The sequence below is a fragment of the Serratia sp. BNK-4 genome, assembly GCF_048685115.1.
Lineage (GTDB): Bacteria > Pseudomonadota > Gammaproteobacteria > Enterobacterales > Enterobacteriaceae > Serratia > Serratia bockelmannii.
This window is the reverse complement of the sequence record NZ_JBLQTM010000001.1, coordinates 3,649,960-3,675,674: the sequence shown is the minus strand read 5'-3', so window position 1 is coordinate 3,675,674 and position 25,715 is coordinate 3,649,960. Positions and strand designations below refer to the sequence as shown.

The 25,715-nt window shown below is 60.3% G+C and carries 33 protein-coding genes and 1 other RNA gene; 20 read left to right on the top strand and 14 right to left on the bottom strand.

Annotation, left to right across the window (positions count from 1 at the left end; genetic code table 11):
• Positions 1-61 precede the first annotated feature (61 nt).
• Complete coding sequence (locus tag ACMGGW_RS17625) at positions 62-397, bottom strand: MbeD/MobD family mobilization/exclusion protein (RefSeq protein WP_004928976.1); 336 nt, start codon at positions 395-397, stop codon at positions 62-64.
• A 184-nt stretch (positions 398-581) separates the two neighbouring features.
• On the opposite strand from ACMGGW_RS17625, the gene smrA reads away from it, so the two are divergent.
• A complete protein-coding gene (gene smrA, locus ACMGGW_RS17620) occupies positions 582-1,154 on the top strand; it encodes a DNA endonuclease SmrA (RefSeq protein WP_197832411.1) in 573 nt (190 codons plus the stop codon).
• 50 nt (positions 1,155-1,204) lie between these two features.
• On the opposite strand, the gene ACMGGW_RS17615 is transcribed toward smrA, so the two are convergent.
• A complete protein-coding gene (locus ACMGGW_RS17615; RefSeq protein WP_016929826.1) occupies positions 1,205-1,618 on the bottom strand; it encodes a DoxX family protein in 414 nt (137 codons plus the stop codon).
• 192 nt (positions 1,619-1,810) lie between these two features.
• Here ACMGGW_RS17615 and ACMGGW_RS17610 point away from each other — a divergent pair, with 192 nt between their 5' ends.
• Together ACMGGW_RS17610 and ACMGGW_RS17605 are read left to right on the top strand one after the other, a co-directional pair.
• Positions 1,811-2,041 (top strand): (4Fe-4S)-binding protein, encoded by a 231-nt coding sequence (locus tag ACMGGW_RS17610; RefSeq protein WP_025303975.1) that lies wholly within the window; start codon positions 1,811-1,813, stop codon positions 2,039-2,041.
• A 1-nt stretch (position 2,042) separates the two neighbouring features.
• Positions 2,043-2,321 carry a GNAT family N-acetyltransferase gene (locus ACMGGW_RS17605; protein ID WP_025303974.1) on the top strand — a complete coding sequence of 93 codons (279 nt, stop codon included), beginning with the start codon at positions 2,043-2,045 and terminating at the stop codon, positions 2,319-2,321.
• A gap of 32 nt (positions 2,322-2,353) precedes the next feature.
• On the opposite strand, the gene ACMGGW_RS17600 is transcribed toward ACMGGW_RS17605, so the two are convergent.
• Positions 2,354-2,536: a YodC family protein gene (locus ACMGGW_RS17600; protein WP_025303973.1), complete on the bottom strand. Its 183-nt coding sequence runs from the start codon at positions 2,534-2,536 to the stop codon at positions 2,354-2,356.
• A 120-nt stretch (positions 2,537-2,656) separates the two neighbouring features.
• Here ACMGGW_RS17600 and ACMGGW_RS17595 point away from each other — a divergent pair, with 120 nt between their 5' ends.
• A complete protein-coding gene (locus ACMGGW_RS17595; RefSeq protein ID WP_127146538.1) occupies positions 2,657-3,172 on the top strand; it encodes a DUF1543 domain-containing protein in 516 nt (171 codons plus the stop codon).
• Here the strand turns inward: ACMGGW_RS17595 and ACMGGW_RS17590 are convergent.
• A complete protein-coding gene (locus ACMGGW_RS17590; protein WP_043138348.1) occupies positions 3,167-4,093 on the bottom strand; it encodes a LysR substrate-binding domain-containing protein in 927 nt (308 codons plus the stop codon). The two genes, ACMGGW_RS17595 and ACMGGW_RS17590, sit on opposite strands and share 6 nt — an antisense overlap.
• A gap of 85 nt (positions 4,094-4,178) precedes the next feature.
• Between ACMGGW_RS17590 and ACMGGW_RS17585 the strand changes: the two genes are divergently transcribed.
• Complete coding sequence (locus ACMGGW_RS17585) at positions 4,179-4,679, top strand: GNAT family N-acetyltransferase (protein WP_025303970.1); 501 nt, start codon at positions 4,179-4,181, stop codon at positions 4,677-4,679.
• A gap of 59 nt (positions 4,680-4,738) precedes the next feature.
• On the opposite strand, the gene ACMGGW_RS17580 is transcribed toward ACMGGW_RS17585, so the two are convergent.
• Positions 4,739-5,473: a class I SAM-dependent methyltransferase gene (locus ACMGGW_RS17580; protein ID WP_197832412.1), complete on the bottom strand. Its 735-nt coding sequence runs from the start codon at positions 5,471-5,473 to the stop codon at positions 4,739-4,741.
• A 98-nt stretch (positions 5,474-5,571) separates the two neighbouring features.
• Here ACMGGW_RS17580 and ACMGGW_RS17575 point away from each other — a divergent pair, with 98 nt between their 5' ends.
• The 4 genes from ACMGGW_RS17575 (at position 5,572) to ACMGGW_RS17560 (ending at position 8,737) form a co-directional block, all read left to right on the top strand.
• The gene (locus ACMGGW_RS17575; protein WP_043138456.1) at positions 5,572-6,024 is read left to right on the top strand and encodes a GNAT family N-acetyltransferase; all 453 of its coding nucleotides are present in this window, start codon (positions 5,572-5,574) and stop codon (positions 6,022-6,024) included.
• A gap of 112 nt (positions 6,025-6,136) precedes the next feature.
• The gene (locus ACMGGW_RS17570) at positions 6,137-6,553 is read left to right on the top strand and encodes a DUF2946 domain-containing protein (protein WP_313245397.1); all 417 of its coding nucleotides are present in this window, start codon (positions 6,137-6,139) and stop codon (positions 6,551-6,553) included.
• 71 nt (positions 6,554-6,624) lie between these two features.
• The gene (locus tag ACMGGW_RS17565; RefSeq protein WP_197832413.1) at positions 6,625-8,286 is read left to right on the top strand and encodes a DUF2534 family protein; all 1,662 of its coding nucleotides are present in this window, start codon (positions 6,625-6,627) and stop codon (positions 8,284-8,286) included.
• Between the two features lie 103 nt (positions 8,287-8,389).
• Entirely contained in the window at positions 8,390-8,737 is a 348-nt protein-coding gene (locus ACMGGW_RS17560; protein ID WP_197832414.1) for a DUF6404 family protein, read from the top strand.
• A gap of 97 nt (positions 8,738-8,834) precedes the next feature.
• Here the strand turns inward: ACMGGW_RS17560 and ssrA are convergent.
• Both ssrA and smpB read right to left on the bottom strand, forming a co-directional pair.
• Positions 8,835-9,198: a transfer-messenger RNA gene (ssrA, locus tag ACMGGW_RS17555) on the bottom strand.
• A gap of 49 nt (positions 9,199-9,247) precedes the next feature.
• Positions 9,248-9,730 (bottom strand): SsrA-binding protein SmpB, encoded by a 483-nt coding sequence (gene smpB / locus ACMGGW_RS17550; protein ID WP_016929804.1) that lies wholly within the window; start codon positions 9,728-9,730, stop codon positions 9,248-9,250.
• A gap of 161 nt (positions 9,731-9,891) precedes the next feature.
• On the opposite strand from smpB, the gene ACMGGW_RS17545 reads away from it, so the two are divergent.
• A complete protein-coding gene (locus ACMGGW_RS17545) occupies positions 9,892-10,326 on the top strand; it encodes a type II toxin-antitoxin system RatA family toxin (RefSeq protein WP_004929096.1) in 435 nt (144 codons plus the stop codon).
• On the top strand, positions 10,319-10,603 hold the full coding sequence (locus ACMGGW_RS17540) for an RnfH family protein (protein ID WP_004929098.1): 285 nt from the start codon (positions 10,319-10,321) through the stop codon (positions 10,601-10,603). The genes ACMGGW_RS17545 and ACMGGW_RS17540 overlap by 8 nt, the downstream gene beginning before the upstream one ends.
• Positions 10,604-10,720: 117 nt before the next feature.
• On the opposite strand, the gene bamE is transcribed toward ACMGGW_RS17540, so the two are convergent.
• From bamE to nadK, 3 genes are all read right to left on the bottom strand, one after another.
• Complete coding sequence (gene bamE, locus ACMGGW_RS17535; protein ID WP_004929101.1) at positions 10,721-11,059, bottom strand: outer membrane protein assembly factor BamE; 339 nt, start codon at positions 11,057-11,059, stop codon at positions 10,721-10,723.
• 240 nt (positions 11,060-11,299) lie between these two features.
• The gene (recN, locus tag ACMGGW_RS17530) at positions 11,300-12,961 is read right to left on the bottom strand and encodes a DNA repair protein RecN (protein WP_197832415.1); all 1,662 of its coding nucleotides are present in this window, start codon (positions 12,959-12,961) and stop codon (positions 11,300-11,302) included.
• Positions 12,962-13,047: 86 nt separating this feature from the next.
• Positions 13,048-13,926 (bottom strand): NAD(+) kinase, encoded by an 879-nt coding sequence (gene nadK / locus ACMGGW_RS17525; protein WP_019452304.1) that lies wholly within the window; start codon positions 13,924-13,926, stop codon positions 13,048-13,050.
• A gap of 125 nt (positions 13,927-14,051) precedes the next feature.
• Here nadK and grpE point away from each other — a divergent pair, with 125 nt between their 5' ends.
• Complete coding sequence (grpE, locus tag ACMGGW_RS17520; RefSeq protein ID WP_025303955.1) at positions 14,052-14,636, top strand: nucleotide exchange factor GrpE; 585 nt, start codon at positions 14,052-14,054, stop codon at positions 14,634-14,636.
• Positions 14,637-14,692: 56 nt separating this feature from the next.
• Here the strand turns inward: grpE and ung are convergent, their stop codons facing one another.
• Positions 14,693-15,376 carry a uracil-DNA glycosylase gene (gene ung, locus ACMGGW_RS17515; RefSeq protein WP_033635636.1) on the bottom strand — a complete coding sequence of 228 codons (684 nt, stop codon included), beginning with the start codon at positions 15,374-15,376 and terminating at the stop codon, positions 14,693-14,695.
• A 346-nt stretch (positions 15,377-15,722) separates the two neighbouring features.
• Between ung and grcA the strand changes: the two genes are divergently transcribed.
• The 3 genes from grcA to ACMGGW_RS17500 all read left to right on the top strand — a co-directional run bounded on the left by grcA (position 15,723) and on the right by ACMGGW_RS17500 (position 18,000).
• Positions 15,723-16,106: an autonomous glycyl radical cofactor GrcA gene (gene grcA, locus ACMGGW_RS17510; RefSeq protein WP_004929114.1), complete on the top strand. Its 384-nt coding sequence runs from the start codon at positions 15,723-15,725 to the stop codon at positions 16,104-16,106.
• A 183-nt stretch (positions 16,107-16,289) separates the two neighbouring features.
• Entirely contained in the window at positions 16,290-17,252 is a 963-nt protein-coding gene (locus ACMGGW_RS17505) for a DUF2974 domain-containing protein (RefSeq protein WP_025303953.1), read from the top strand.
• A complete protein-coding gene (locus tag ACMGGW_RS17500) occupies positions 17,245-18,000 on the top strand; it encodes an ankyrin repeat domain-containing protein (RefSeq protein ID WP_197832416.1) in 756 nt (251 codons plus the stop codon). The genes ACMGGW_RS17505 and ACMGGW_RS17500 overlap by 8 nt, the downstream gene beginning before the upstream one ends.
• Before the next feature lie 52 nt (positions 18,001-18,052).
• On the opposite strand, the gene srmB is transcribed toward ACMGGW_RS17500, so the two are convergent.
• Entirely contained in the window at positions 18,053-19,375 is a 1,323-nt protein-coding gene (gene srmB / locus ACMGGW_RS17495) for an ATP-dependent RNA helicase SrmB (RefSeq protein ID WP_025303951.1), read from the bottom strand.
• A gap of 132 nt (positions 19,376-19,507) precedes the next feature.
• Between srmB and trmN the strand changes: the two genes are divergently transcribed.
• On the top strand, positions 19,508-20,254 hold the full coding sequence (trmN, locus tag ACMGGW_RS17490) for a tRNA(1)(Val) (adenine(37)-N(6))-methyltransferase TrmN (protein ID WP_197832417.1): 747 nt from the start codon (positions 19,508-19,510) through the stop codon (positions 20,252-20,254).
• A gap of 38 nt (positions 20,255-20,292) precedes the next feature.
• Here the strand turns inward: trmN and nadB are convergent, their stop codons facing one another.
• On the bottom strand, positions 20,293-21,894 hold the full coding sequence (nadB, locus tag ACMGGW_RS17485; protein WP_197791360.1) for an L-aspartate oxidase: 1,602 nt from the start codon (positions 21,892-21,894) through the stop codon (positions 20,293-20,295).
• A gap of 214 nt (positions 21,895-22,108) precedes the next feature.
• Between nadB and rpoE the strand changes: the two genes are divergently transcribed.
• Genes rpoE through rseC form a run of 4 tightly spaced genes read left to right on the top strand, consistent with a single transcriptional unit; the run spans position 22,109 to position 24,800 of the window.
• On the top strand, positions 22,109-22,684 hold the full coding sequence (gene rpoE, locus ACMGGW_RS17480) for an RNA polymerase sigma factor RpoE (protein WP_004929136.1): 576 nt from the start codon (positions 22,109-22,111) through the stop codon (positions 22,682-22,684).
• A gap of 30 nt (positions 22,685-22,714) precedes the next feature.
• The gene (gene rseA, locus ACMGGW_RS17475; protein ID WP_016929795.1) at positions 22,715-23,368 is read left to right on the top strand and encodes an anti-sigma-E factor RseA; all 654 of its coding nucleotides are present in this window, start codon (positions 22,715-22,717) and stop codon (positions 23,366-23,368) included.
• A complete protein-coding gene (rseB, locus tag ACMGGW_RS17470) occupies positions 23,368-24,324 on the top strand; it encodes a sigma-E factor regulatory protein RseB (protein WP_025303948.1) in 957 nt (318 codons plus the stop codon). Before rseA ends, rseB begins: the two co-directional genes overlap by 1 nt.
• Positions 24,324-24,800 (top strand): SoxR-reducing system protein RseC, encoded by a 477-nt coding sequence (gene rseC / locus ACMGGW_RS17465; protein WP_049209570.1) that lies wholly within the window; start codon positions 24,324-24,326, stop codon positions 24,798-24,800. The genes rseB and rseC overlap by 1 nt, the downstream gene beginning before the upstream one ends.
• Here the strand turns inward: rseC and ACMGGW_RS17460 are convergent.
• Positions 24,797-25,633: a hypothetical protein gene (locus ACMGGW_RS17460; RefSeq protein WP_025303946.1), complete on the bottom strand. Its 837-nt coding sequence runs from the start codon at positions 25,631-25,633 to the stop codon at positions 24,797-24,799. The two genes, rseC and ACMGGW_RS17460, sit on opposite strands and share 4 nt — an antisense overlap.
• Positions 25,634-25,715: the final 82 nt, after the last annotated feature.

The following is a 25,715-nucleotide window of genomic DNA, read 5'->3' as shown; positions in this document are numbered from 1 at the left end:
TTTATTACACTCTCAATACGCCAGAAGAGGGGCGGGAGGCGCTGTGCGACAGCGCCCGCTATCAATGCTGTTCGCCGCTGAAATTACCGACCGCGCTCTGTTGGCGCAGGTGGTGATTGAAGGTGGCCGCGTCTTTGGCCAGCGCGTCCAGATGGGCGCCGAGCATTTTGATCTGCTTGACCAGTGCATGCTGTTCCGGCACCGAACTGGCGGTGCTCAGTTTGCGCGCCAGTTGTTCATTCTGCGCCCGCAGCGCGGCTTCGCGCTGTTTGGCTTCTTCCAGCAGTTGCTGCAGCGCCTGGTAGCTCTGCTGCCATTCGCGGTGTTGCCGTTCGAAGCTGCTCTGCAACTCATTCATCGCATTTTGAAACTGGATTTCCAGCTCGCGCATTGTCATGGGCTCGATCCTTTGCGGCACTCAATGATGGCTTAGCAGTATAGCGAAAACTGTTCGCAAGCTCACCCGTTGACGACAAATGAGACAAATGCCGCTGACAATTCCCGGCTTGCAACCGCGCCAAGGCGTCTTACAATCGACCCCATTCCCGGCCGTAAAGGCTGCCGTTCAAGAGAGGTGGAACATGAGCGAGCAGGAAAAAGACTTTTTTGAACAGGCGATGGCGGACGTGGTGCCGCTGGAGAGTGGACGGCAGACGCTGTACCTCAAGCCGCAGGCGGCGGTGGACAAAAGCGCGCGGCGCGAAGCGCAGCGGCTGATGCAGGAAAACTTCCTCAGCACCGATTTTCTCGAGGTGATCCCCTGCGAACAGCCGCTGGAGTTCAAAGGGGAAGGCATTCAGCAGGGCGTGCTGGACAAGCTGCGCAACGGGCGTTACCCGCCGCAGGCGTCGCTGAACCTGCTGCGTCAGCCGGTTGAAGCCAGCCGGCAGGCGCTGTTTCGTTTCATCGTGCAGGCGGAGGCGCAAAACCTGCGTTCGCTGCTGATCGTGCACGGCCGCGGGCGGCAGAACGAAAGCCATCCGAATATCGTGCGCAGTTACCTCGCCAAGTGGCTGGCACAGTTTGAACAGGTACAGGCGTTTTGCCGCGCCTTACCGCGCGACGGCGGCGAGGGTGCCTGCTATGTCACGCTGCGTAAATCAGCGCAGGCCAAGGCAGAAAACTTTGAGCGCCACGCCAAGCGCAGCCGTTGAAAGGATAGCCGAAATAAAATGGCCGGCGAATATCGCCGGCCATCGATGAATTATTTATTAAATATTTTATAGTCCAGCGAATAACGGCCGGCGCCGGTCACCGCCAGCAGCAGCAAACCGCCAATGATGCTGATGTTTTTAAAGAAGTTGATTTCGTTGCCCATCATTTCCATGCCGGTCATTTTCCAGAACGGATGGCCGATAAACGCGGTGCCCAACACGTACAGGGCGAAAATGACCGCGATAGGCCGAGTAAACAGGCCGAGAATAAGCGCGATGCCGAAAATAAACTCCACCACCACGGCAACGATCGCCGCCAAATAAGGCATCGGCGTGCCATAGCCTTCCATCGCCGTGACGGTTGCACCGAAGTTGACCAGTTTCATCCAGCCGAAAATGATAAACAGAACCATCAGTAGAATACGGGACAGCAGAATTACGCCGTCTTTTGAGCTATCACCCATTTCGAACTCCTTAGCCACTGTCAGAATTATGTTGTCTTACTGAATAAATATTAGAACAATTTACGTTTTTTTCTAGCGGCGACGGGCGGTTGCGCCACTTTTTTCGTTGGGTGAGACGCGTGGTGAAGCCGACGGCATTGCCTATACTTGAGCCTGGAGCAAAAACAATAAAACAGGCAATGTGAGGCCAAGATGGATGAGGAATTGACCGCCGCCGGTTACCGCCGTTATTCCGGCGACAAGATTGACGTTTATTTTAACAGCGCGATATGCCGCCATTCCGCCAACTGCGTGCGCGGCAACGCGGCTATATTCACCTTGAACCGCCGGCCGTGGATTATGCCGGACAATGCCGAGCCGGCCGAGGTGAAACGCGTTATCGACACCTGCCCCAGCGGCGCACTGAAATATAGGGAGAAATAATATGGATCATAAAATACTGGCAGACGAGAAGCGTTTTTATATCAATGATGAGCAGGGCAAGCTGATCGCCGAGATCTCTTTCGTGCCGAGCGGCGACAAGCTGACCATAATCGATCACACCTGGGTGGATGAGTCATTGAAGGGGCAGGGCGTCGGCAAAAAGCTGGTGGCGTTGGTGGTGGAGAAAATGCGCGCGGAGCAGCGTAAAATCATTCCGCTATGCCCGTTCGCCAAGCATGAGTTCGATACCACCCCAGCCTATCAGGACATTCGCGCCTGAGGCGATAACGGGGCGCGGCGCGCCCCGGTCATTCAGCAGACGCCGAAATCGCCGTCTTCGTGGTACAGCGCCACGTCGCTGGCCTGCACCTCCGTGCGCTGCTCTTTGCCCAGTTCATTCCAGCTGCAAACCAGGGTTTCGCCGTCGATCGCTACCACGGTCATCTTTGGGCCGCCGGTGGTGCGTTGAACAAAATCACCGATATTGAATGCCATGCGTTCCTCCACAACAGATTAAACCTCATCTATTGATAACACAGAATGCCGCCGCCGTTGGCAGGAGTTTCGTTATGTATTAATTTATACAGCGATTATCACCAGGGAGAGCAGACTAACATGCCGGGATTATTGATGTTTTATGTGGGCGGTACGGCGCCGGGCGCCAATATTGAGTTGCACGACGTGCAGTTTGCGGCGGCGGATCGGCCGGAAGAGGCGTATCCGCTGCTGCGTGAAAAGTGGTTCGGCGATAAGCGCAAGGTGCATGTCGACGGCTATGCGCGCATCGACTGGGCGGACGGTTACGACGTGAGCCTGAAGCCTGCGCCGTTTGCCGGTGAAGAGAAGCTGTTTTTCGTCAACGTGGGCGGCTACCGCAGCGATGAGCTGGCGGAACTGCACCAGTTCGGCCTGTTTGTGGCGCGTTCCGCCGACGAGGCGAAGGACAAAGCCAAACGGGTACTGCTGACGGACAGCGCGCAGCAGCACAAGGATGACCTGGCCGACGTGGACGACTGCCTGCTGCTGCAGGCGCTGCAGGGCTACCACGTGCATCTGCGCGCCAACCCGCACGGCAAGCCGGCCCGGCCGCTGTGGCAGGGGTATCTGCCAATCGGCGAACCCGCGTTATAACGCCGCCAGCGCCTGCAGCTGTTGCCGCAACCAGCGGCAGGCCTCCGGCCGGCCGTTCTTGCGGTGCAGGTAGATTTTGATCTGATACGGCGGCACCGGAAACGGCAGGGGATGGATATCCAGCGCCGCCGCCTGCCGCAATTTTTGCGCGGCGTAGCGCGGCATGCTCATCACCAGTTCGCTGTCGGCGACGATGAACGGCGCGCCCAGCAGCGAAGGCGTGCGGATGGCGATATCGCGCTGCAGCCCCAGTTTGTCGAGCTGGTAGTCAATGACGCCACGCTGTTCGTTCCACGGCGTCACCACCAGATGACGCGCCTGCAGGTAGTTTTCCAGCGTCAGCTCGCCGTATTTCGCGCTGAACGCGGGCGAACAGATCGCCACATACTCATCCTCCAGCCAGCTCACCTCGTCGATCTCCGGGTAGCTTTCGCCATCGGTTTCGGTAAAGCCCAGCGCGAAGTCGATGCGCCCCGCTAGCAGATCGTTCAGCGCCACCTTGCGCTCGGAATAGCGCAGCTGAAACGATAACCCCGGCGCCAGGCGCTGCATCTGCGCCATCAGTGCGGGAAACACCGCGAAAGCGGTGTAATCGGTAATGGCGAAGGTGAAGCTCTCCCGGCTTTCGGCGGGGACGAAGCGCGGGCGCGGATGCAGCCCTTTGGCCAGCAGCGCCAGACTTTCGCTGACGGTCGGGGCCAGGCTGTCGGCATACACCGTCGGGTGCATGTCGTTGCCGACCCGGTAGAACAGCTCGTCTGCCAGCGCCTTGCGCAGCCGGATCAGCGCGTGGCTCAACGCCGACGCACTGAGGGCCAGCTCTGCTGCGGCGCGCGTCACCGATCGCAGCCGATAGACCGCTTCGAACACCAGCAGCAGGTTGAGATCGAGGCGTTTCAAATCCAGATGCATGATATTCATTACCTGTTGATGAAAATGCAGTTCATACAGTATTGGAGGCGCGATATGCTGGCAAGCACAGTCATTAACACACTCAGGATTTGCCATGACCATTGAGATTTATCCGGCGCAAAAAAGCGACGCCAAACTGATTCTGGATATGATTATCGAGCTGGCAGTGTACGAAAAGGCGCGCGAGCAGGTGCTGGCCAGCGTGGAAGATATCGAACGCAGCCTGTTTGGGCCGGGCGCCTGTTCCGAAGCGCTGATTTGTACGGTGAACGGCGAGCCGGCGGGTTATGCGGTGTTCTTTATGAGTTACTCCACCTGGCTGGGTAAAAATGGCATCTATCTGGAAGACCTGTACGTGGCGCCGAAGCATCGCGGCGCGGGCGCCGGTAAAAAGCTGCTGCGACACATCGCCCAGCTGGCGTGCGAACGGCAGTGCGGTCGCCTGGAGTGGAGCGTGCTGGACTGGAACCAACCGGCCATCGATTTCTACCTCAGCATCGGCGCGCAGCCGCAGGGCGAGTGGGTGCGCTATCGTATGGAAGGCGAGGCGCTGACGCACTTCGCGGCGCACGGGGCGGCGTTGCCGGCACAATAGCCGTTGGGGGGAGGCGGCCTCCCCAACTGTGGTGATGTGAACGGTTTACTGCGGATCAATCAGGCGGGTTTGCGGGCGGCGAGAATGAAGATCATCGGGCGCTCCTGCTCTTCGCCCAGCGCCGGATTAGCGGCGATTTGCTGCGCGCTGGGGCCCCATTCGTTCAAATGCTGGATGATAAACCCTTGCTGCGCCAGCGGGTTGATATAGCCGCCAAGCGTGCGGTGCTGCTTGATGACGCCTTCCGCCAGCCAGTTGGAAACGCGCTGGCCTTCTCGCTGGTAACCGTTGACCGGCCAGGATTTCTGCCCGTTGCCGTCGGTCAGCCAGCCCTGCTGCGCCGGGGCGGTGTAGATCGGGTGCTCGGCGGTGAAGATGAACTGCCCGCCGGGTTTCAGCGCGGCGTAAACCGTGGCGAACAGGGCGGCCAGATCCTCGAGGTAGTGCAGCGTCAGCGAGCTGTAGACCAGATCGTAACTTTCCGGCGGCAGCTGCAGCTGCGCCAAATCCTGCCGACGGTACTCGATACCCGCGTCGGCGGTCATCTCCCGCGCCTTGGCCAGCATCTTGTCCGAGACGTCCAATCCCAGCACGTCGGCGGCGTCCTGTTCGCGTGCGCTGCGGCAGAACCAGCCGTAGCCGCAGCCGAGATCGACCACGCTTTTGCCCTGCAAATCCGGCAGGATGCGGCGGATGGCGGGCCATTCCGGCGCGCCGTCCAGGCCGTGCTGCGAGCGGCTGAGCTGCGCATAGCCGTCGAAGAAGGCCTGATTGTCATAGATGTTTTGCGTCATGATGACTCCTTAGTGAATGACGGCGGCGGAATGCCGCTGCCATACCGTGCATATTGCTGCATAATTCTACGCTGACAACATGAATAACGGGAATGACGATGGACATGATTTCGGTGCGGCAAGCGCCCGAGCTGGCGCCGCGCGCCATTGCGTATTTTCAGCGGCACTGGGCCACGGCAGAGACGCTGATGATGTATGAAGACGCCATCAACCGCAGCCTCGGCGCCGCCAACCCGCTGCCGCAGTGGTACCTGCTGATGGAAAATGATCAGATCCTCGGCTGTGCGGGGCTCATCACCAACGACTTTATCAGCCGTGGGGAGTTGTATCCCTGGCTGTGCGCGCTCTACGTAGAAGAGACGCAGCGCGGCAGGGGCTACGGCGCCAAACTGATTGAGCATGTAGCTGCGGAAACCCGCCGGCTGGGCTTCCCGCAGCTGCACCTGTGCACCGATCTGGAAGGGTATTACGAACGCAGCGGCTTCGTTTATAACGGGCTCGGGTATCACCCCTGGGGCGAAGCCTCACGGGTCTATTCGCGGGCGCTGTGATCGCCCTCGCCGGGGGCGTGTAAGACAAACCTGACTTTTCTTTCACCTCATCGCGCAACGCGGGTTACACTGGCCGCTTGTTCGCCACCGACCGGGTTAATTCGCCGCCGCGATGAGAGTGCCACGTCAGCTACAGCAACGCGTTACCGCCTGCATCGCCATTATGGCGGTGCTGTTGCTGTTTGTGGCGCCGGTGGTGTCGAAATCGCTGATGCACCACCCGATGATGGGCGGCATGATGCAAACGGACGCCGCTATGCCGCACGACATGCACGCGATGGCGATGCCCGCCGCCGAGCATGCCGGCCACCACGGCATGGATCCTGCGGAGATGATTTTCTGCGGCTATTGCGAGCTGCTGATCCACGTGCCGCTGCTGCTGTGGGCATTCGTCCCGCTGCTGTGGCTGATGGCGCGCATCGCGCGCCTGCCTTGCGCGCCGCGCATCGTTTCTCCGCCCCTTCGGCGCCTGACTCTGCGGCCGAGCCCGCGCGGGCCGCCCGGCCAACCGTTTTTCCCTATTGCTTGATCATGGGTAACGTCGTCCGTATCGCTGCGGACGGTTTGCCTGCGCGCACAGTTTGAAAAACGAGAAAGGCCATGTCTTCAATAACCAAAACTCCACCTGCCGCATCGCCGCGTGGCGCGATGCTGAACCTGATCAGACGGCTGCATTTTTATATCGGCCTGCTGGTCGCTCCTTTTATTCTGGTCGCTGCACTGACCGGCACGCTGTATGTGCTGACGCCGCAGCTTGAAGAGGCGCTGTATCGCGATGCGCTTTTCACCGAACCGCACGGGCAGGCGAGATCGCTGGCTGACCAGATCGCCGCCGCCCGCCGTGCGGCGGGTGACGAGGCGCGCATTTACGCCGTGCGTCCGGCTCCCGGCGCAATGGACACCACCCGCGTGCAGTTCGCGAGTGCCGATCTGGGCGCCTCCGAGTCGCGCGCGCTGTTTATCGATCCTTACACCCTGGCGATCAAGGGCGACATGACGGTGTACGGCACCTCTGGCGTGCTGCCGCTGCGCACCTGGCTGGACAAGCTGCACAGCAGCCTGCTGCTCGGCGACCTGGGGCGCAACTACAGCGAGCTGGCGGCCTCCTGGCTGTGGGTGGCCGCGCTGGGCGGCGTGGCGCTGTGGCTGGCGACGCGGCCGAAGCGCAAGCTGAAAAGGGCAAAAGGGGGCTTCGCCGCCAGCCGCCATTGGCATATCACGCTGGGCGTGGCGCTGCTGGCCGGGCTGCTGTTCTTCTCGGCTACCGGGTTGACCTGGTCGCAGTGGGCCGGCAGCAACATCGACGCACTGCGGGCCAACCTGGGCTGGCTGACGCCGCAGGTCAACACCAGCCTGCAGGCCGATGCGCCGCAGACGCCGGCCGATCCGCACGCCGAGCACCGCGGGATGATGCCGGGCATGAAGATGGGCCCTGCCGCGCAGGCCAATGCGTTGAACGGTGATTGGGATCGGGCGCTGCACGCTGCGCGCGCCGCCGGGATCGACGCCGCCAAGGTCGAGCTGCGCCAGCCGAAAGGCGAGGGTAAAGCCTGGACGGTAACCGAAGTGGATCGCAGCTGGCCGACGCAGGTGGACGCGGTTGCCATCGCGCCGCAAAGCTTCGCCGTCATCGATCAGGTGCGGTTCGACACCTTCCCACTCATCGCCAAGCTGACCCGCTGGGGCATCGACGCCCACATGGGCATTCTGTTCGGCTTGCCGAATCAGCTGCTGCTGGCGGCGTTCGGCCTCGGGCTGTGCCTGATGATTGCGCTCGGTTACCGCATGTGGTGGAGTCGCCGCCCGGCGGCGGGTGCGCAGCATCCGGTGCATACGCTGGTTGCCGCCTGGCTGGCGCTTTCCCTGCCTGCCCGCGCCGTCACGCTGCTGGTAGCAGCGGCGCTGGGTTATTGCCTGCCGGTAATGGGTGTGAGCCTCGCGGCGTTGCTGCTGGTGGACGTAGGGCGCTGGCGCGGCCAGCGGCAAGGCCTTCAGGACGAAACGCCGGAAGCGGCCGCCCGCCGCGCCGAGGTGCGCAAGTTCCGCGCGGCGGTGGCGACAGTGGCGGTGGCGGTCGGCTGCGTGATGGGCCGAGCGATCCTCGGCGGCACCGTCGAGCAATTCCAGCTGCCGATCGGCGCCTGGAGCGCCCAGATGGTGATCATGCAGAGCCTGATGGTGCTGCTGTATACGCTGGTGTTCACCCTGCTGCTTTCCATTCCGCTGTGGTATTTCTTCCTGGGGGAGAAAGAGGGGCGGTGAGGTAGCGTCCGGCATGCCTGCGGGCATGCCGGATATTTGGTAATGGGGCTTAAGCACGTATCATCTCACCGGATAGGCAATTTCCACTGAAAGGAAGCGAACGATGACGTTTGAACAACGAAGGGACAAGGCGATAGTGCTGATGGAGGAAAAGAAGATGTGGCGGAGCAACTATGCGCCGCCAATCTTGCGCCTGCTGTGGCGAATGGATGTGAATATGCCACCGCCGCCGTTTGCGCCTTTCTGGCTGAATATGCTGTTCTTCGGCATTTGGTTTGGCCCGCTGTGGGGCGTGCTGATGTGGTTCATGGTATGGAAAAATCAGGGATATACCGGTGAAGAGGCCCTGACATTAAGCCTCGCCGCCGGCCTGTTGTTTGGCTTTTTTATGGCGCTTTTCCACTACAGGCGGAAAAAGGCGAACAGGCTGCCGGACTGGAACTCGCTTTGACACGTTGGTGACGAACAGACACAAAAAAGCCCGCAACCGAAGTTGCGGGCTTTTTCGCTATTATCGCCGGGTCTATCTGGTTCACTGGCGACGTATTTGGTGGAGCTGGGGGGATTTGAACCCCCGTCCGAAATTACTACACCGTCGGCACTACATGCTTAGTCCAATCTTTACATTCGCCGGCCAGCTGCGGATGGACACGCTACTGACAGACTAGCCTGATTGAGTTTAACGCTTCAGCCCCAGGCAGGACATCCACGCGATCTCTTTTGGGTTTGACCTCTCTTGATCCCCGTCCTAAGAGCGGAGGCTAGGGAGAGAGGGCTCTAAGCAGGGTATTAAGCTGCTAAAGCGTAGTTTTCGTCGTTTGCGACTATTTTTTTGCGGCTTTTTACGAGGCCAACCGCCCCTCGGCATGCTCCTAGGGCTTCGCAAATCCCGTCGAATCCAGAATCAGCCCCAAGTAACTTTGTGCAGTATACCAGAAGTTTACCTCGATAAGCCAGCGGCTTAACGATTGGCGTGCTTCATGATACGGGCTTTCGCCGTCTGCCATTCGCGATCTTTGATGTCATCGCGTTTGTCGTGCTCTTTCTTGCCTTTGGCTACGCCGATCTTGATCTTGCTCCAGGCATTTTTCCAATACAGGGACAAGGCCACCACAGTGTAACCGTCGCGGTTGACGCGGCCGAGCAGGGTGTCCAGCTCGCGTCGGTTCAGCAGCAGTTTACGGGTACGCGTTGGATCGCACACCACATGCGACGAAGCCACGTTGAGTGGGGTGATGGTGGCGCCAAACAGGTAGGCTTCACCGTCACGGAACGTCACGTAGCTGTCGCTGAGGTTGGCTTTGCCTGCACGCAGCGATTTAACTTCCCACCCTTGCAGCGACAGGCCCGCCTCGAACTCTTCTTCAATGAAGTATTCGAAACGCGCGCGCTTGTTTTGGGCAATGGTGGCGGAACCGGGTTTGTGTGCTTTTTTCTTTGTCATAGTGCGTTCATTATACTGGATGCTCCAGCGAAAGAAATCCTTTCCCGTTCAGCACCTGCGCAATTTTTCGCATTTTTGGTTCCCTCATCCCGTAGCAGATTTTTTGTTTGCCGCCAGATAAATGGTATTATCTGTACGTTTTATGTCTTACAGGAAATGATATGCCCCAGATCAGTCGGTCTGCATTAGTGCCGTTCAGCGCCGAGCAGATGTATCAGTTGGTTAACGATGTTCATTCTTATCCCGATTTTCTGCCAGGCTGCACCGGCAGCCGGGTGCTTAACGCTACCTCCAACGAGATGACCGCCGCGGTGGACGTCGCCAAGGCCGGTATCAGCAAGACCTTCACCACCCGCAATACGCTGCTGGATAACCAGAGCATCAATATGCAACTGGTCGATGGTCCGTTCCGCAAGCTGATGGGCGGCTGGCAGTTCACGCCGCTGAGCGAAGAGGCCTGCAAGGTGGAGCTGCACCTGGACTTCGAGTTCACCAACAAACTGATTGAGCTGGCGTTCGGCAAGGTGTTCAAAGAGCTGGCGGGCAGCATGGTGCAGGCATTCACCCAGCGGGCGAAAGAGGTCTACAGTGTCTGACATCCAGGTCGAGGTGGTGTACGCCTTGCCGGAGCGGCAGTACCTGCGCAAGGTGAAGCTGGCCGAGGGCAGCAGCGTCGAGCAGGCGATTCAGGCTTCAGGCCTGCTGGAGCTGCGCCAGGATATCGATCTTAAAAGCAATAAAATCGGCATCTACAGCCGCCCGGCCAAGCTGGGCGATACGCTGAACGATGGCGACCGGGTGGAGATTTACCGGCCGCTGATCGCCGATCCGAAAGAGCTGCGCCGGCAACGGGCAGAAAAGGCAAAAAAATAAGGCGCTTATAGCGCCTTATTTTTTATCTGAAACTGATTTTCTCTTCCGCGTTGCAGCCTGCGACTGTCATGAGGAACACCATGCCCCCTCATGGGCCGGAAGAGCGGGCAGCGCCGATTACTTGGTCAGCGCCGGTTTGTTCTGGATATCGGTCAACACGCCTGCGCTGTCGAAGGTCAGCGTCAGCGTCTGCTGGGTGATGTCTTCATGGCCAGGCTGCTGGCGGAACACATAGAACCACGTCTGAGTTCCGAACGGGTCTTGCAGCATTGGGGTGCCCAATGTGTAAGCGACCTGTTGTTGGGTCATCCCTTTCTGAATTTTCGCCACGTCGGTCGACGTCAGGTAGTTCCCCTGGTTGATGTCAGGACGATAAACCACCTTTTCAAAAGTAGAACAGCCTGCAGTCAGCATCACAAGAACTACAGCGGCGGCAGTCAGCGTTTTACAGCGCATAGTAATCACATTCCTTTAGGGCATAGGATGCCGATGATAATAGACCTTGCGGCAGTTGGAAACCTTTATACCCTTCATCTTTCACGTTGCGACGCATTGGCTTTCCTTTAGCACCTCAAGCGCTTGGCCTTTTTCAGGCCGTTGAGATGGCTTTGGATCACCGCCGCGCCGCACTTTAGATATTTCTCGGGCCAACAGCGTCACTGTCAGACCGCAGGAAAGTGAAAAAGTTGAGCTTTTTTATGCCGCCAGCAGTTCTTTGGCGTTCGCCAACGTATTGCGGGTGACTTCGCTGCCGCCGAGCAGGCGCGCCAGCTCCTGCAGCCGGGCGCGTTTATCCAGCGGCGCCATTTGGGTTTCGGTGACCGTGCCGTCGGTCTGCTTGCTGACGAACAGGTGCTGATGCCCGCATCCGGCCACCTGCGGCAGGTGGGTGACGCACATCACCTGGGTGGATTCGCCGAGCTGGCGCAGCAGACGGCCGACGATGGCGGCGGTCGGGCCGCTGATGCCCACGTCCACCTCATCGAAGATCAGCGCCGGGGTTTCCATCTTGCGGGCGGTGATCACCTGAATGGCCAGCGCGATGCGCGACAGCTCACCGCCGGAGGCGACCTTCGCCAGCGGTTGCAGCGGCTGCCCTGGGTTGGTGGAGACGCAGAACTCGGTGCGGCTGGCCCCTTCGGCGCTCAGATGCTGCGGTTCGAAGCGCACGTCGATGTTGAATTTGCCGTGCGGCATGGAGAGCGCCTGCATGCTGTCGGTGATGAGCGTGGTCAGCTCGGCCGCGTAGTGCAGGCGTTTCTGGTGCAGCTCTTCCGCCAGCGCCAGCGCCTGCTGATGATGCTGGGTGACCGCCTCGTTCAGGTGCTCATGATCGCTTTCCTGCTGTGAAAGCAGCTGCTGTTCATCCAGCAACTGCTGATGCAGCTGCGGCAGCTCTTCCGGCGCAACCTGGTGTTTGCGCGCCAGGCTGATTTGGCGCGACAGGCGCTGTTCCAGCTCGTGCAGGCGGTTGGGATCGAGATCCATGCGATCGGCGTAGTGGCGCAGCTCGTCGCTGGCTTCGCTGATCTGGATAGAAGCCTCTTCCAGCATGTCCAGCAGGCCGCTGAGCTTGTCGTCCAGCCCGGCTAGCTCAAGCAGCAGGTGTTTGGCGCTGTAGAGCTGGCTGAGCATGTTGTTCTCGTCGCTGTCGGCCAGCAGCTGCAGCGTCTGCTGGCTGAGGGTCAGCAGCTGGCCGCTGTTGGCCAGGCGCTTGTACTCGGCGTCAGTCTGTTCGAACTCGCCGGCCTGCGGCGCGAATTCGTTCAGCTCTTTCAACTGGTATTGCAGCAGCTGCTTGCGCGCTTCGCGCTCGATGGACTGCTGCTGATGATGCGCCAGCTCGCGGCAGCTCTGGTGCCATCGTTGGTAGGCCTGGCTCATCGCCGCCAGCAGGGCGGGTTCGTCGGCGTAGGCGTCGAGCAGCGCTTTCTGGTGCTCCGGTTTGAGCAGCAGCTGATGGGCGTGTTGACCGTGGATTTGAATCAGGCGCTGCCCCAGCTCGCGCAGCTGCGACAGCGGCACGGCGGTGCCGTTGATAAAGCCGCGCGAACGGCCGTCGGCGTTGATCACCCGCCGCAGCAGGCATTCGTTGCTGTCGTCCAGCTGGTTCTGCTCCAGCCATTCGCGCGCGGACGGGGTGTCCGCCAGCGAGAAGCGGGCACAGAGGTCGGCGCGGGCGGCTCCCTGGCGCACCACGTTGCCGTCGGCGCGGTTGCCGAGGCACAGCCCCAGCGCATCGATGGCGATGGATTTGCCGGCGCCGGTTTCACCGGTGATCGCCGTCATACCCGGTTGAAAATCGATTTCCAACTCACGAACGATAGCAAAGTTGCTGATGGTTAATTGCGCCAGCATGGGAACCTTCCTGTGTATAAACACATAACTGTAGTTTCATACAGTATAAACTGGTTTTATATACAGTAAAGTGGCCGGCGCAGATTTTAGAACAATTTTTTCGACCAGCCCAGCTTGGTGCTTAACGTATTGAAATAGCTGTAGTCCTTCGGGTGAATCAGATTCAGGTGGAAATCGCTGCGGCGGATCAGCACTTCTTCGCCTTCCTGGATAGGCAGCGCGATCTGGCTGTCGCAGCTGATCTCCAGATCGCTGCCGATCTGCGAGAATTTCAGGCGGATGGTGCTGTCGCCGTTGATCACCAGCGGCCGGGCGGAAAGGGTGTGCGGGAACATAGGCACCAGCGCGATCGCCTCCAGCGACGGGGTGAGGATCGGCCCGCCGGCGGAGAGCGAGTAGGCGGTGGAGCCGGTCGGCGTGGCGATGATCAGGCCGTCGGAGCGCTGCGAGAAGGCGAAGCGATCGTCGATGTACACCTCGAATTCGATCATGTGTGCCACTTTGCCGGGGTGCAGCACCACTTCGTTGATGGCGGTGCTGATGCGGCACTGCTGGTGCTCTTTATGCACGATGGTTTCCAGCAGGAAACGCTGTTCGTCGATGTACTCGCCTTCCAGCACGTCCGCCAGCTGCTGCAGGGCGTTGTCGGGATCGAGATCGGTGAGGAAGCCGAGGTTGCCGCGGTTGACCCCGATCACCTTGATGTCGTAGCGTGCCAGCACGCGCGCGGCGCCGAGCATGTTGCCGTCGCCGCCAACCACCACCGCCAGATCGGCCCGCTGGCCGATATCCGCCAGGCTGCCGGTCACGGCGTCTTTCAGCCCCAAATCATGGGCGATCTGGCGTTCGACCATCACCGAATAGCCGCGGGCGACCAGCCAGTGGAACAGCATCTCGTGGGTTGCCAGCGCTGAAGGGTGACGCGGGTGGCCAACAATGCCAATACAGGCGAATTTTTTATTCATTTGTTGTGATTTTCCTCACCGGGACCCGTTTATGCCCCACATTGTGACCGGTTGACTTGAAACCCCGGTTTTGATCCCCATAATAAGCCAAGTTGCGAGATTAATGCTAAAACGCGGAGATATTCATGAGTAGTAAAGAACAGAAGACGCCAAACGAGCAAGTCTCGGAAGAAATGGAACAACACGCTCATCACGATGATACGCTGCCGGAAGCGGCGGAAGGCGTCGATCTGCGCGATGCGCGTATCGCCGAACTGGAAGCCCAACTGGCGGAAGCGCAGCAGCACGAGCGCGACAGCCTGCTGCGCGCCAAAGCGGAAGCGGAAAACATCCGCCGCCGCGCCGAACTGGACGTCGAGAAAGCGCACAAGTTCGCCCTGGAGAAATTCTCCGGCGATCTGCTGCCGGTGATCGACAACCTGGAGCGCGCGCTGGATCTGGCGGATAAAAACAATCCTGAACTGGCCGCGATGATCGAAGGCATCGAGCTGACGCTGAAATCGCTGCTGGACGTGGTGCGCAAGTATGGCATCGAAATCGTCGGCGACGTCAACGTGCCGTTCAACCCGGAAGTGCATCAGGCGATGAGCATGATGGAATCCGCCGATCACCAGCCGAACCACGTGATGATGGTGATGCAGAAAGGTTATACGCTGAACGGCCGCCTGCTGCGTCCGGCGATGGTCGCGGTCTCCAAAGCCAAGGCGTAATCGCCCCGGCAACGGCATAAAGAAAGGCACCCGAGGGTGCCTTTTTTGTCACTGGACTATGCCTGCGGCAGGCGCGGCATCCAGTCGATCGGCGTGAGCCCTTGCTGCTCCAGCAGCTGATTGGCCTGCGAGAAGTGGCGGCAGCCGAGGAAACCGCGGTGCGCGGAGAGCGGTGACGGGTGCGGCGCCTTCAGCACATGGTGGCGGTTGCGGTCGATAAAGTTGCCTTTCTTCTGCGCGTGCGAGCCCCACAGCAGGAACACCACGCCTTCGCGGTTCTCATTCAGGGCGGCGATCACCTTATCGGTAAAGGTTTCCCAGCCCAGGTTGGCGTGCGAGTGCGCGCGGCCGCCTTCCACCGTCAGCACGGTGTTGAGCAGCAGCACCCCCTGTTCAGCCCAGCTTTGCAGGTAGCCGTGATCCGGGCGTTCGAAGCCGGGAATGTCGGTCGCCAGCTCTTTATACATGTTCACCAGCGACGGCGGCGCCGGCACGCCGGGGCGCACCGAGAAAGAGAGGCCGTGCGCCTGATTGGGCCCGTGATACGGATCCTGGCCGAGGATGACGACCTTGACGTCCGCCAGCTCGGTATAGCGGAAAGCGTTGAACACGTCCTTCTGCGGTGGATAAATGGTCTTACCGGCCTGGCGCTCAGCGGCAACAAAGGCGAGCGTTTCAACAAAATAGGGCTGCTCTTTCTCTTTGCCGATCACGTCATGCCAGGTGAGGGAGGTGGCCATAAACGCTCTCCTTTGTTTTCTTTAGCAATTCATGGGCTATAGCTTACCGTTTCGGCACGCGCAGCGAAACCCGCTTTTCATTTCTCACTGTCACGCGTAATGCAATTATTTTTGAAAATTTACAAAAATAATTGGTTTTTTCCGCAGTGGGAAAATTGATATAAAACATAAATTTGCCCCTTCATGCCCTGTGCCTACCCGGTAAAAATTGACTTTAATCAAGGAACTGGCCCGGTCAGGCTGGTATACAGAACAACAAGACAACAATGGTTTTACCAAATGGCCGAAACCAGAATTGGGTTTTCTCACGACGTGAATTTTTACGCCCTTGTACGGAGGCAACATAATGATTACCGGTATTCAAATTACCAAAGCGAACGACCAGGCGCTGGTGAATTCTTTCTGGCTGCTGGACGATGAAAAAGCGGAAGCCCGCTGCGTGTGCGCCAAGGCCAACTACGCGGAAGATCAGGTTGTCGCAGTGAGCGACCTGGGCCAGATCGAATACCGTGAAGTGCCGCTGGAAATGCAGCCGACCGTGCGCGTGGAAGGCGGTCAGCACCTGAACGTCAACGTGCTGCGTCGCGAAACCCTGGAAGACGCGGTCAAGCACCCGGAAAAATACCCGCAGCTGACCATCCGCGTGTCCGGTTATGCGGTACGCTTCAACTCTCTGACGCCGGAACAGCAGCGCGACGTTATCGCCCGCACCTTTACCGAAAGCCTGTAATTTGCGGCGCAGTCAATCAGGGAGCTTCGGCTCCCTTTTCTGCGTTTGGTGGCCGAAAACCGAACGCGGATCACATTCTGTACAAAGATAAGCATTTCTAATACAGAACTCATCCGACCTGCCGATAGCTAAATCAGCACCTATTCAGGTGCTCAATAAAAAGTCTATCGACAAGGAGTCGGCATGAGTATGCCTTTAAGTTTTACCTCTGCAGTATCCCCGGTGGCCGCGATCCCTACACCTCGCGCCGCTGCCGAGACGGCGACGGCGGCGCAGCCTGCGGCAGCGCCGGCAAATCCAGCGCCGGTGGCCACCCCTTCTCAGAACACGCTCAATGCGCAGAACCTGTTGAATACGCTGGTCGGCGATATCTCCGCGGCGGCCCCGACGGCGGCGGCAGCGCCGGGCGTGACACGGGGGCAACAATCGCAGGAAGGTGATTATGCGTTGGCGCTGTTGGCCAAGGACGTTTATTCACTGAACGGCCAGGGCGCTGCCGGGTTCAACCGCCTGAGCGACAGCGCGCTGCTCGGTTTTGGCATCGATCCCGCCAGCCTGCACGACGCGGGCAGCGGTTTCCAGGCCGGGGTTTACAGCAACGACAAGCAGTATGTGTTGGCGTTCGCCGGCACCAACGACTGGCGCGACTGGCTGAGCAACGTGCGGCAGGCGACGGGCTATGACGATGTGCAGTACAATCAGGCGGTTGCCGCTGCCAAAAGCGCCAAGGCGGCCTTTGGCGATGCGCTGGTGATCGCCGGTCATTCGCTTGGCGGTGGCCTGGCGGCCACGGCTGCGCTGGCGACCGGTACCGTCGCGGTCACCTTCAACGCGGCTGGGGTGTCGGATTACACCCTGAATCGCCTGGGTATCGATCCGGCGGCGGCGAAGAAAGATGCCGAAGCCGGCGGCATTCGCCGCTACAGCGAGCAATATGACATGCTGACCAGCACCCAGGAGTCGACTTCGCTGATCCCGGACGCCATCGGCCATAACATCACCTTGGCCAACAACGATACCCTGACTGGCATCGATGACTGGCGGCCGAGCAAGCATCTGGATCGCAGCCTGACGGCGCACGGCATCGACAAGGTGATAAGCTCGATGGCGGAACAAAAGCCGTGGGAGGCGAAGGCCAATGCCTGAAGGGCGTCGCTTGCGGCGGGCGCTGGCGATAGCCTTACTGGCGCTGGTCGCGGTGACCGGTTTACTGATGATGGCTAAGGAGCAACAGATGGGGCAGGAGATTTCGCCGTTTGACGGTCGCAGCAATCTGGCGCTGGCTCAGGCGGTGGCGCGTGGCGATACGCAGGGTATCCGTGCGCAGGCCACGCAGGATCGCTTGCGCGAACGGGGCGATCGGCAGGTCACGCTGTTGCAGTGGGCGGTGCTTTCGCAGCAGCCGGGTAGCGTGCAGGCGTTGCTGGCGCTCGGGGCAGACCCGGCGGCAGCGGGGCTGGACGGCAACAGCGCGTTGCACACCGCGGCGATGTTGCAAGATGCGCAGTACCTGCGGCTGTTACTGGCCGAAGGGGCACAGGTGAACGTGCGTAATGCCGTTACCGGCGCCACGCCGCTTGCGGCGGCGGTGCTGGCCGGGCGCGAAGAGCAACTGCGGCTGTTGCTGGCGGCCGGGGCGGACACCACGTTGAGCGATCGGCTGGGGGATACCCCGCTGCATCTGGCGGCGAAGATTAACGCGCCGCACCTGGCGCTGTCGCTGTTGCAGGCCGGTGCCGATGCCCGGGCACGCAACCAGCAGGGCGTCGTGTTCCAGTTTTACTTCTCGCAAACGCCGGCGCATTTGCAGAATGACGAGCTGAAGGCGCAGTTCCGCGAACTGGATAAATGGCTGCAGGGGCACCGTCTGGCCACGCACTACGCGCAGCAGTAAACGGCCATAAAAAAACCGCCTGTACAGGCGGTTTTTTCTTAGGCAGCGGGGGTTATTCCGCGTCGCCGGCCGGTTTGGCCTTCGCCTGACGGCGTTTGCCGACGTTTTTGGCGTCGCGATGGCGCACTTTCACCTTGGCCTTTTCTTTGTTCTTCGCCTTGTCTTCCGCGCGCTTGGCCAGCACTTTCTTCGACGGTTTACCGTTGCTCTTCTCGTTCGGCACCTTGGTTTTCGGCCGCAGTTCGTCGATCACGCGCGCTTTCAGCGGCTCGTTCAGGTAACGGCCCACTTTGCCCAGCAGCAGATGGTCGTGCGCTTCCACCAGCGAAATGGCGGTGCCTTTGCGCCCGGCGCGGCCGGTACGCCCGATGCGGTGCAGGTAGGTATCCGCCGTGCGCGGCATGTCGAAGTTGAACACGTGGGTGATATCGAGGATATCCAGGCCACGTGCGGCAACGTCGGTGGCCACCAGCACGTTAACCCGGCCATCCATCATGCGTTTGACCGCCTCGTTGCGTTTGGCCTGCACCATTTCGCCTTCGAGATAGCAGGTGTTGATGCCCGCTTCGCGCAGCCAGGTGGCCAGCTCATGCACGCGCTCGCGCTTGCGCACGAAGATCACCGATTTCTGCACGTCTGGCTGCTGCAGCAGGTGGATTAGCAGCGCGGTTTTGTGCTGCACGTCATCGGCGCGGTAGTACCACTGCAGGATCTTTTTGCGTTCGCGGCGCGACGGATCGGCCTCCACTTCCACCGGCTCTTTCAGGATGCGCTCGGCGAATTCGCGGATCGCTTCGCCTTCCAGCGTGGCGGAGAACAGCAGCGTCTGGTTGCGCCAGCGGGTTTCGGCGGAGATGGTTTCGATGTCCTGCGCGAAGCCCATGTCGAGCATGCGGTCGGCTTCGTCGAGGATCAGGGTTTCCACCGCGCGGCAGTCGAAGTTCTCTTCTTTAATGTATTGCAGCAAGCGGCCGGTGGTGGCGACCACCACGTCCTGGTTTTCGCTGAACACTTCCGCGTGGTTCATGTAAGCGACGCCGCCGGTGATGGTGGCGATATCCAGCGAGGTATGAGCAGCCAATTCACGCGCCTGGTCGGCGACCTGCATCGCCAGTTCACGCGTTGGCGTCAAGATCAGCACGCGCGGCGGGCCGGATTTTTTGCGTGGAAAGTCCAGCAGGTGCTGCAAAACGGGCAGCAGGAAGGCGGCGGTTTTGCCGGTGCCGGTCGGAGCCGAACCTAAGACGTCGCGCCCGTCCATCGCCGGCGGGATCGCTGCGGCCTGAATGGCGGTGGGGCGATCGTAGCCTTTGTCGCGCAGCGCGTCGATCAGGCGATCATCGAGTTCGAGTTCGGAAAAAGTGGTTGCTGTCATGGTCTACCTCTACTTGGGGCGCCGATTATAGACGGGTTGGCCGCGATCTTCACCTATTTAAGCGGAAAGCCGCTCTTTTCCCGCCGATCAGATTGCCTTATGCTACGCCAGTTTTATAGCCAGGTGGTGAGTGTGAGCAAGCGTTCGAAAGCCGATTTTACCCCGCGCCGCGGGGGTTTTACCTTTAAACAATTCTTTGTCGCCCACGATCGTTGCGCCATGAAAGTGGGCACCGACGGGGTGCTGCTCGGCGCCTGGGCACCGCTGGGGCAGGCGCGCCGGGTGCTGGACATCGGCTGCGGCAGCGGGCTGATCGCGTTGATGCTGGCGCAGCGCAGCGGCGACGAAGTGACCATCGACGCGGTGGAACTGGATGAAGCCGCCGCCGGCCAGGCGCGCGAAAACGCGGCGGAATCGCCGTGGCCACAGCGCATCCGCGTGCATGCGCAGGATATTCATCATTATGCGCAGCGGCATGCCGCTGAGTATGATCTGATCGTCAGTAATCCGCCGTATTTCGAGCCGGCGGTGGCCTGCCGCGACCAGGCGCGCCACAACGCGCGCTACACCGAAACCCTGACGCACGGCGCGCTGTTGGCCTGCGCGGCGCAGCTGCTGGCGGAACAGGGGACGTTCTGCGTGGTGCTGCCGCACGACGTTGGCGCCGAATTCGAACGCCTGGCGCAGCAAAGCGGCTGGCATACGGCGGTGAAAGTGAACGTCAGCGACCGGGCCGATACGCCGCTGCACCGGGTGTTGCTGGCGCTGACACGGCGGGAAACGCCGCTGCAGGCGCAGGCGCTGGCGATCAAACAGGCCGATGGCAGCTACACCGACGATTTCCGCCGATTGATCACCGACTTCTACCTGTTCTACTGAAAAGAAAAGGGCGCCGATAAGGCGCCCTGTCGCAGAGTTTAAGGCTGCAAAATGGTCGGCAGCGCTTCCGGCAGCAAATCCGGGTAGTCCAGCGTGTAGTGCAGGCCGCGGCTCTCTTTGCGCGCCATGGCGCTGCGCACGATAAGCTCGGCCACCTGCACCAGATTGCGCAGCTCCAGCAGGTTGTTGGAGATGCGGAAGTGCGCGTAGTACTCGTCGATTTCCGCCTGCAGCGTGTTGATGCGGCGCAGGGCGCGCTCCAGCCGCTTGGTGGTGCGCACGATGCCGACGTAATCCCACATGAACAGCCGCAGCTCGTGCCAGTTGTGCTGGATCACCACCCGTTCGTCCGCATCATCCACCCGGCTTTCATCCCAGTGCGGCACCTGTTTGGCCTGCTGGATGAATGGCAGGCGTTGCAGAATGTCTTCCGCCGCCGACCAACCGTACACCAGGCACTCCAGCAGCGAATTCGACGCCATGCGGTTGGCGCCGTGCAGGCCGGTGTAGCTGACTTCGCCGATGGCGTACAGCCCGTCGAGATCGGTGCGGCCGTGCTGATCGACCATCACGCCGCCGCAGGTGTAGTGCGCCGCCGGGACGATGGGGATCGGTTGCCGAGTCAGATCGAAGCCCAGCGTCAGCAGCTTTTCGTGGATCATTGGGAAGTGCTGGGTGATGAACTCCGCCGGCTTGTGGCTGATGTCCAGGTACATGCAGTCGGCGCCCAGGCGCTTCATTTCATGGTCGATGGCGCGGGCGACGATATCGCGCGGGGCCAGTTCGCCGCGTGGGTCGACATCCGGCATAAAGCGGCTGCCGTCCGGGCGCTTCAGGTAAGCACCTTCGCCGCGCAGCGCTTCGGTCAGCAGGAAGTTGCGCGCCTGCGGGTGGAACAGGCAGGTTGGGTGGAACTGGTTGAACTCCAGGTTGGCGACCCGGCAGCCGGCGCGCCAGGCCATGGCGATGCCGTCGCCGGAGGAGATATCGGGGTTGGTGGTGTATTGATACACCTTGGCCGCGCCGCCGGTCGCCAGCACCACCGTTTTGGCGCGGTAGGTTTCCACCCGCTCCAGCTCGCGGTTCCAGACGTAAGCGCCCACGACTCGGCGGGTGCCCGGCAGGCCGATTTTATTCGAGGTGATAAGGTCAACCGCGTTGCGGCGCTCCATCACGCAAATATTGGGGTGAGCGCTTGCTTTCCCCACCAGCGTGGTCTCTACTTCCTTACCGGTCGCGTCCGCGGCGTGCAGGATGCGGCGATGGCTGTGGCCGCCTTCGCGCGTGAGGTGATAATGCGCCTCGCCCTGCGCGTTGATCTCGGTGTCGAACAGCACGCCCTGATCGATCAGCCACTGCACGCAGTGGCGCGCGTTGCCGGCGATGAATTCGACGGCCTCTTTGTCACACAGGCCGGCACCGGCAATCAAAGTGTCATCAACGTGTGAGGCAATGCTGTCCGTCTCATCGAACACCGCGGCGATCCCGCCCTGGGCGTAAAAGGTGGCGCCCTCGCTGAGCGGCCCCTTGCTGAGAACGGTAACCTTGCAATGCTGCGCCAGGCGTAGCGCCAGTGACAGGCCCGCAGCGCCGCTGCCGACGATCAGTACATCGCTAACATGTTCAGATGATGGTTGCATAACGTATGATGTGTGCAGAAGAAGAGTGAATTTCATGTTAGCCTAACTGTCCGGGCAAAAGCCACGGATAGGGTGACATCAACAGAAAAAACAATGGCGATATGGAACTTCGTGTTCTATATGAACTCCAAGCGAGTGCTTGCTCAGGAAAATAATGTATGGCTGGCAGTACAATTTTACGCGTGGAGACGGATTTGGGGAGAGTTTACCTCGGATGAGCGAGCAGTTAACGGATCAAGTTCTGGTCGAGCGGGTCCAAAAGGGCGATCAGAAGTCGTTTAACCTACTGGTAGTGCGCTATCAGCATAAGGTGGCGAGTCTCGTTTCCCGCTATGTGCCGCAGGGCGATGTGCCCGATGTGGTGCAGGAGTCGTTTATCAAGGCCTATCGCGCACTGGAATCGTTCCGTGGCGACAGCGCTTTTTATACCTGGTTGTATCGAATCGCCGTGAACACGGCAAAGAATTATCTGGTTGCTCAGGGGCGCCGTCCGCCATCCAGTGATGTGGACGCCAACGATGCGGAAAATTACGAAAGTGCGGGCGCACTGAAAGAAATTTCGAACCCTGAGAACTTAATGTTGTCAGAAGAGCTGAGACAGATAGTTTTCCGTACCATTGAGTCTCTCCCTGAGGATCTTCGCATGGCGATTACCTTGCGGGAGTTGGATGGTCTAAGCTACGAAGAGATAGCCGCCATCATGGATTGCCCGGTCGGAACCGTACGTTCGCGTATTTTCCGCGCCCGGGAAGCTATCGATAATAAAGTTCAACCGCTGATCCAGCGTTAGCAATGGCGGGCACAGGAAGGGTACTTAGGCATGCAGAAAGAAAAGCTTTCCGCTCTGATGGATGGTGAATCGTTCGACAGCGAGCTGTTGAGTTCTCTGTCGCAAGATCGAACGCTTCAACAAAGCTGGCAGAGCTATCACCTGATACGTGACACACTGCGAGGTGATGTCGGACAAGTGATGCATCTCGACATCGCCGATCGCGTAGCCGCTGCACTTGAGAAAGAACCCGCCCGGCTGGTACCTTCCGCCGTTCAGGAATCTCAGCCGCAGCCTCACACCTGGCAGAAAATGCCGTTCTGGGACAAAGTGCGTCCTTGGGCGAGCCAGATTACGCAAATCGGTATGGCGGCCTGCGTGTCTCTGGCGGTGATCGTCGGCGTGCAGCAGTACAACCAGCCTTCTGCGCCATCGAACGCGTCTGAATCGCCGGCCTTCACCACGCTGCCGATCATGGGCCAGGCCTCGCCGGTCAGCCTGGGCGTGCCTGCCGACAGTTTCTCTACCGGCAGCGGTCAACAGCAGCAGGTGCAGGAACAGCGTAAGCGTATCAACGCCATGCTGCAGGACTATGAGCTGCAACGTCGCCTGCATTCGGATCAGCTGCAGCTTGAGCAAGGCAACCCACAACAGGCTGCCATTCAGGTTCCCGGAACTCAGTCTTTAGGAATGCAACAGCAGTAATGAAGCAAATCTGGTTCTCCGTTTGTTTATTGACGGGCAGCCTGCTCTATTCCAGCATCGCCCCGGCGCAGCCAACTGCGTCCGGGGCGTTATTGCAACAGATGAGCAGCGCCAGCCGTTCTCTCAATTACGAGCTCGCCTACATCAGCATCAGCAAGCAGGGAATCGAGTCGTTGCGCTATCGCCATGCGGTGATCGGCAACGTGCCGCTCGGCCAGCTGCTGCATATGGATGGCCCGCGTCGCGAAGTGTTGCAGCGCGGCGGCGGGATCAGCTACTTCGAACCCGGTCTGGAACCGTTCACGCTCACCGGCGATCACATCGTCGATGCGCTGCCGGCGATCGTCTATGCCGATTTCACTCGTCTGGCCAAGTATTACGACTTCATCTCCGTGGGCAGCACCCGCATCGCCGATCGGCCGTGTGAAGTGCTGCGCGTAGTGGCGCGCGACGGTTCCCGCTACAGTTACATCGTCTGGATGGACGAAGACACCAAGCTGCCGCTGCGGGTGGATTTGCTCGATCGCGACGGCGAAACGCTGGAGCAATATCGGGTGATCTCCTTCGCGGTCGGCGCCGACGTGCAGGGCGCGATGCAGGGGCTGCTCAAAGCCAACCTGCCGCCGCTGCTGTCGCTGCCGGCGGTGGAAAACGTCCAGCTGAGCTGGAGCACCGGCTGGTTGCCGGCCGGCGTGGACGAGGTGGCGCGCAATCGCCGCAAATTGCCGAATGTCGCCGTGCCGGTTGAATCCCGGCTCTACAGCGACGGCCTGTTCAGCTTCTCGGTCAACGTCAGCCCGGCGGGCAGCGGAGCCGGGCAGCAGTACTACCGTCAGGGGCGCCGCACCATTCAGACCGAAGTGCGCGCGGGCAACGAAATCACGATTGTGGGCGAATTGCCGCCGGCGACGGCCAAGCGCATCGCCGACAGCATTTCTTTCAAGGTATCGCCGTAATGATGAAAGAGTGGGCCACGGTGGTTTCGTGGCAACAGGGCGTAGCGCTGCTGCGCTGTGAACCCAAGGCCGGCTGCGGCAGCTGCACCGCGCGCTCCGGCTGTGGCGCGCGTGCGCTGAACGAGCTGGTGCCGGAAACCGAGCATCAGCTGCAGGTGCATATCGATCAGCCGCTCGAACCGGGGCAGCGCGTCGAGGTCGGCATCGCGGAAGGCAGCCTGCTGCGCTCCGCCATGCTGGTTTACCTGACGCCGCTGCTGGGCATGATGCTGGGCGGCACGTTGTTGCAATATTGTTTCGGCAGCGACGCCTCGGCGGCAGTCGGCGCCGTACTGGGCGGCGGGGCGGCCTTTATGCTGGCGCGCCGGTTGGCCCGGCATTTGGGCGAGCAGGCCGACTACCAGCCGGTGGTGCTGCAGATTGGGTTGCCGCCTACCGCGATGCGCATGCAGGCGGAAAACTCCCCGCTGATTTAAACCGACGGTCGCGTCATCGCCGGGTTGTGATAGGCGGTGATGCGGTTGTGGATCATATGCTCCAACAGCGCGATGAACAGATCGGCGCTGAGCAGCGAATCGTAGTTAATCGCGAACAGCAGATTTCCCTGGCCGTCGAGCAAGCGGATGCCGCGCTGCGGATGGTTTTCCAAGGTGCGGATCTGCTCGATCGGCACGTTTCCCCGTTCAGTCGTCAGCAAGGTGGCGCTCAGCCGCAGCGTTTCGGTCGGCGTGCCTTGTCGCTTGCCGAGCAGCAGCTGCCACAGCCAGCGCGCGTCGCCCTCAACGGTGTGAAACGACACCGTCTCCCCTTGATAGAGCGCATTCAACGCCAGCGGCCCGCGCTGTTGCAGCTGTTGGTCGACGATCACGTCCGCCAACCGCCACGAATGGGCGATATTGCTGAAAACCGTGCACCAGGGCTGATCTGCGCCGGTGCGAAACGCCGTGACGTCAAACAGCCCGCCAAAAGCCTTGCCGCCGCGAAAGCGATAGATATCACCGATCTTCTCAAACGGGATGAAACGCTCTTTGTGATGGTGGTCGTCAAAGACCCGCACGCCGTGCTCGTACAGGCGATAGGTCAGCGTCGGACGCAGATAATGCCGCAGCGCCAGCAGCGTACAGCCGAGTAAAATCGTGCCCGCGCCGGCCTGCAACAGCGTGATGACCTCGCTCTCGTCAATGCTGCTCAGCAGCGGCAGCACCAACAGCGCAGCCCCCACGCTAAACAGCAGCGCCGCCGCTGCCAGAATGCCCCAGTTGACCTTCGAAAAATCGTGCCGGCTCAGCATTTGCCCTTTATCGATCATAATGCACCTTCCAATCAACGTACGCAGATATGCTGGTGAACCCCGGTGGGCTGCCGATGTTGTGCCCTGAATAATGTTTTGT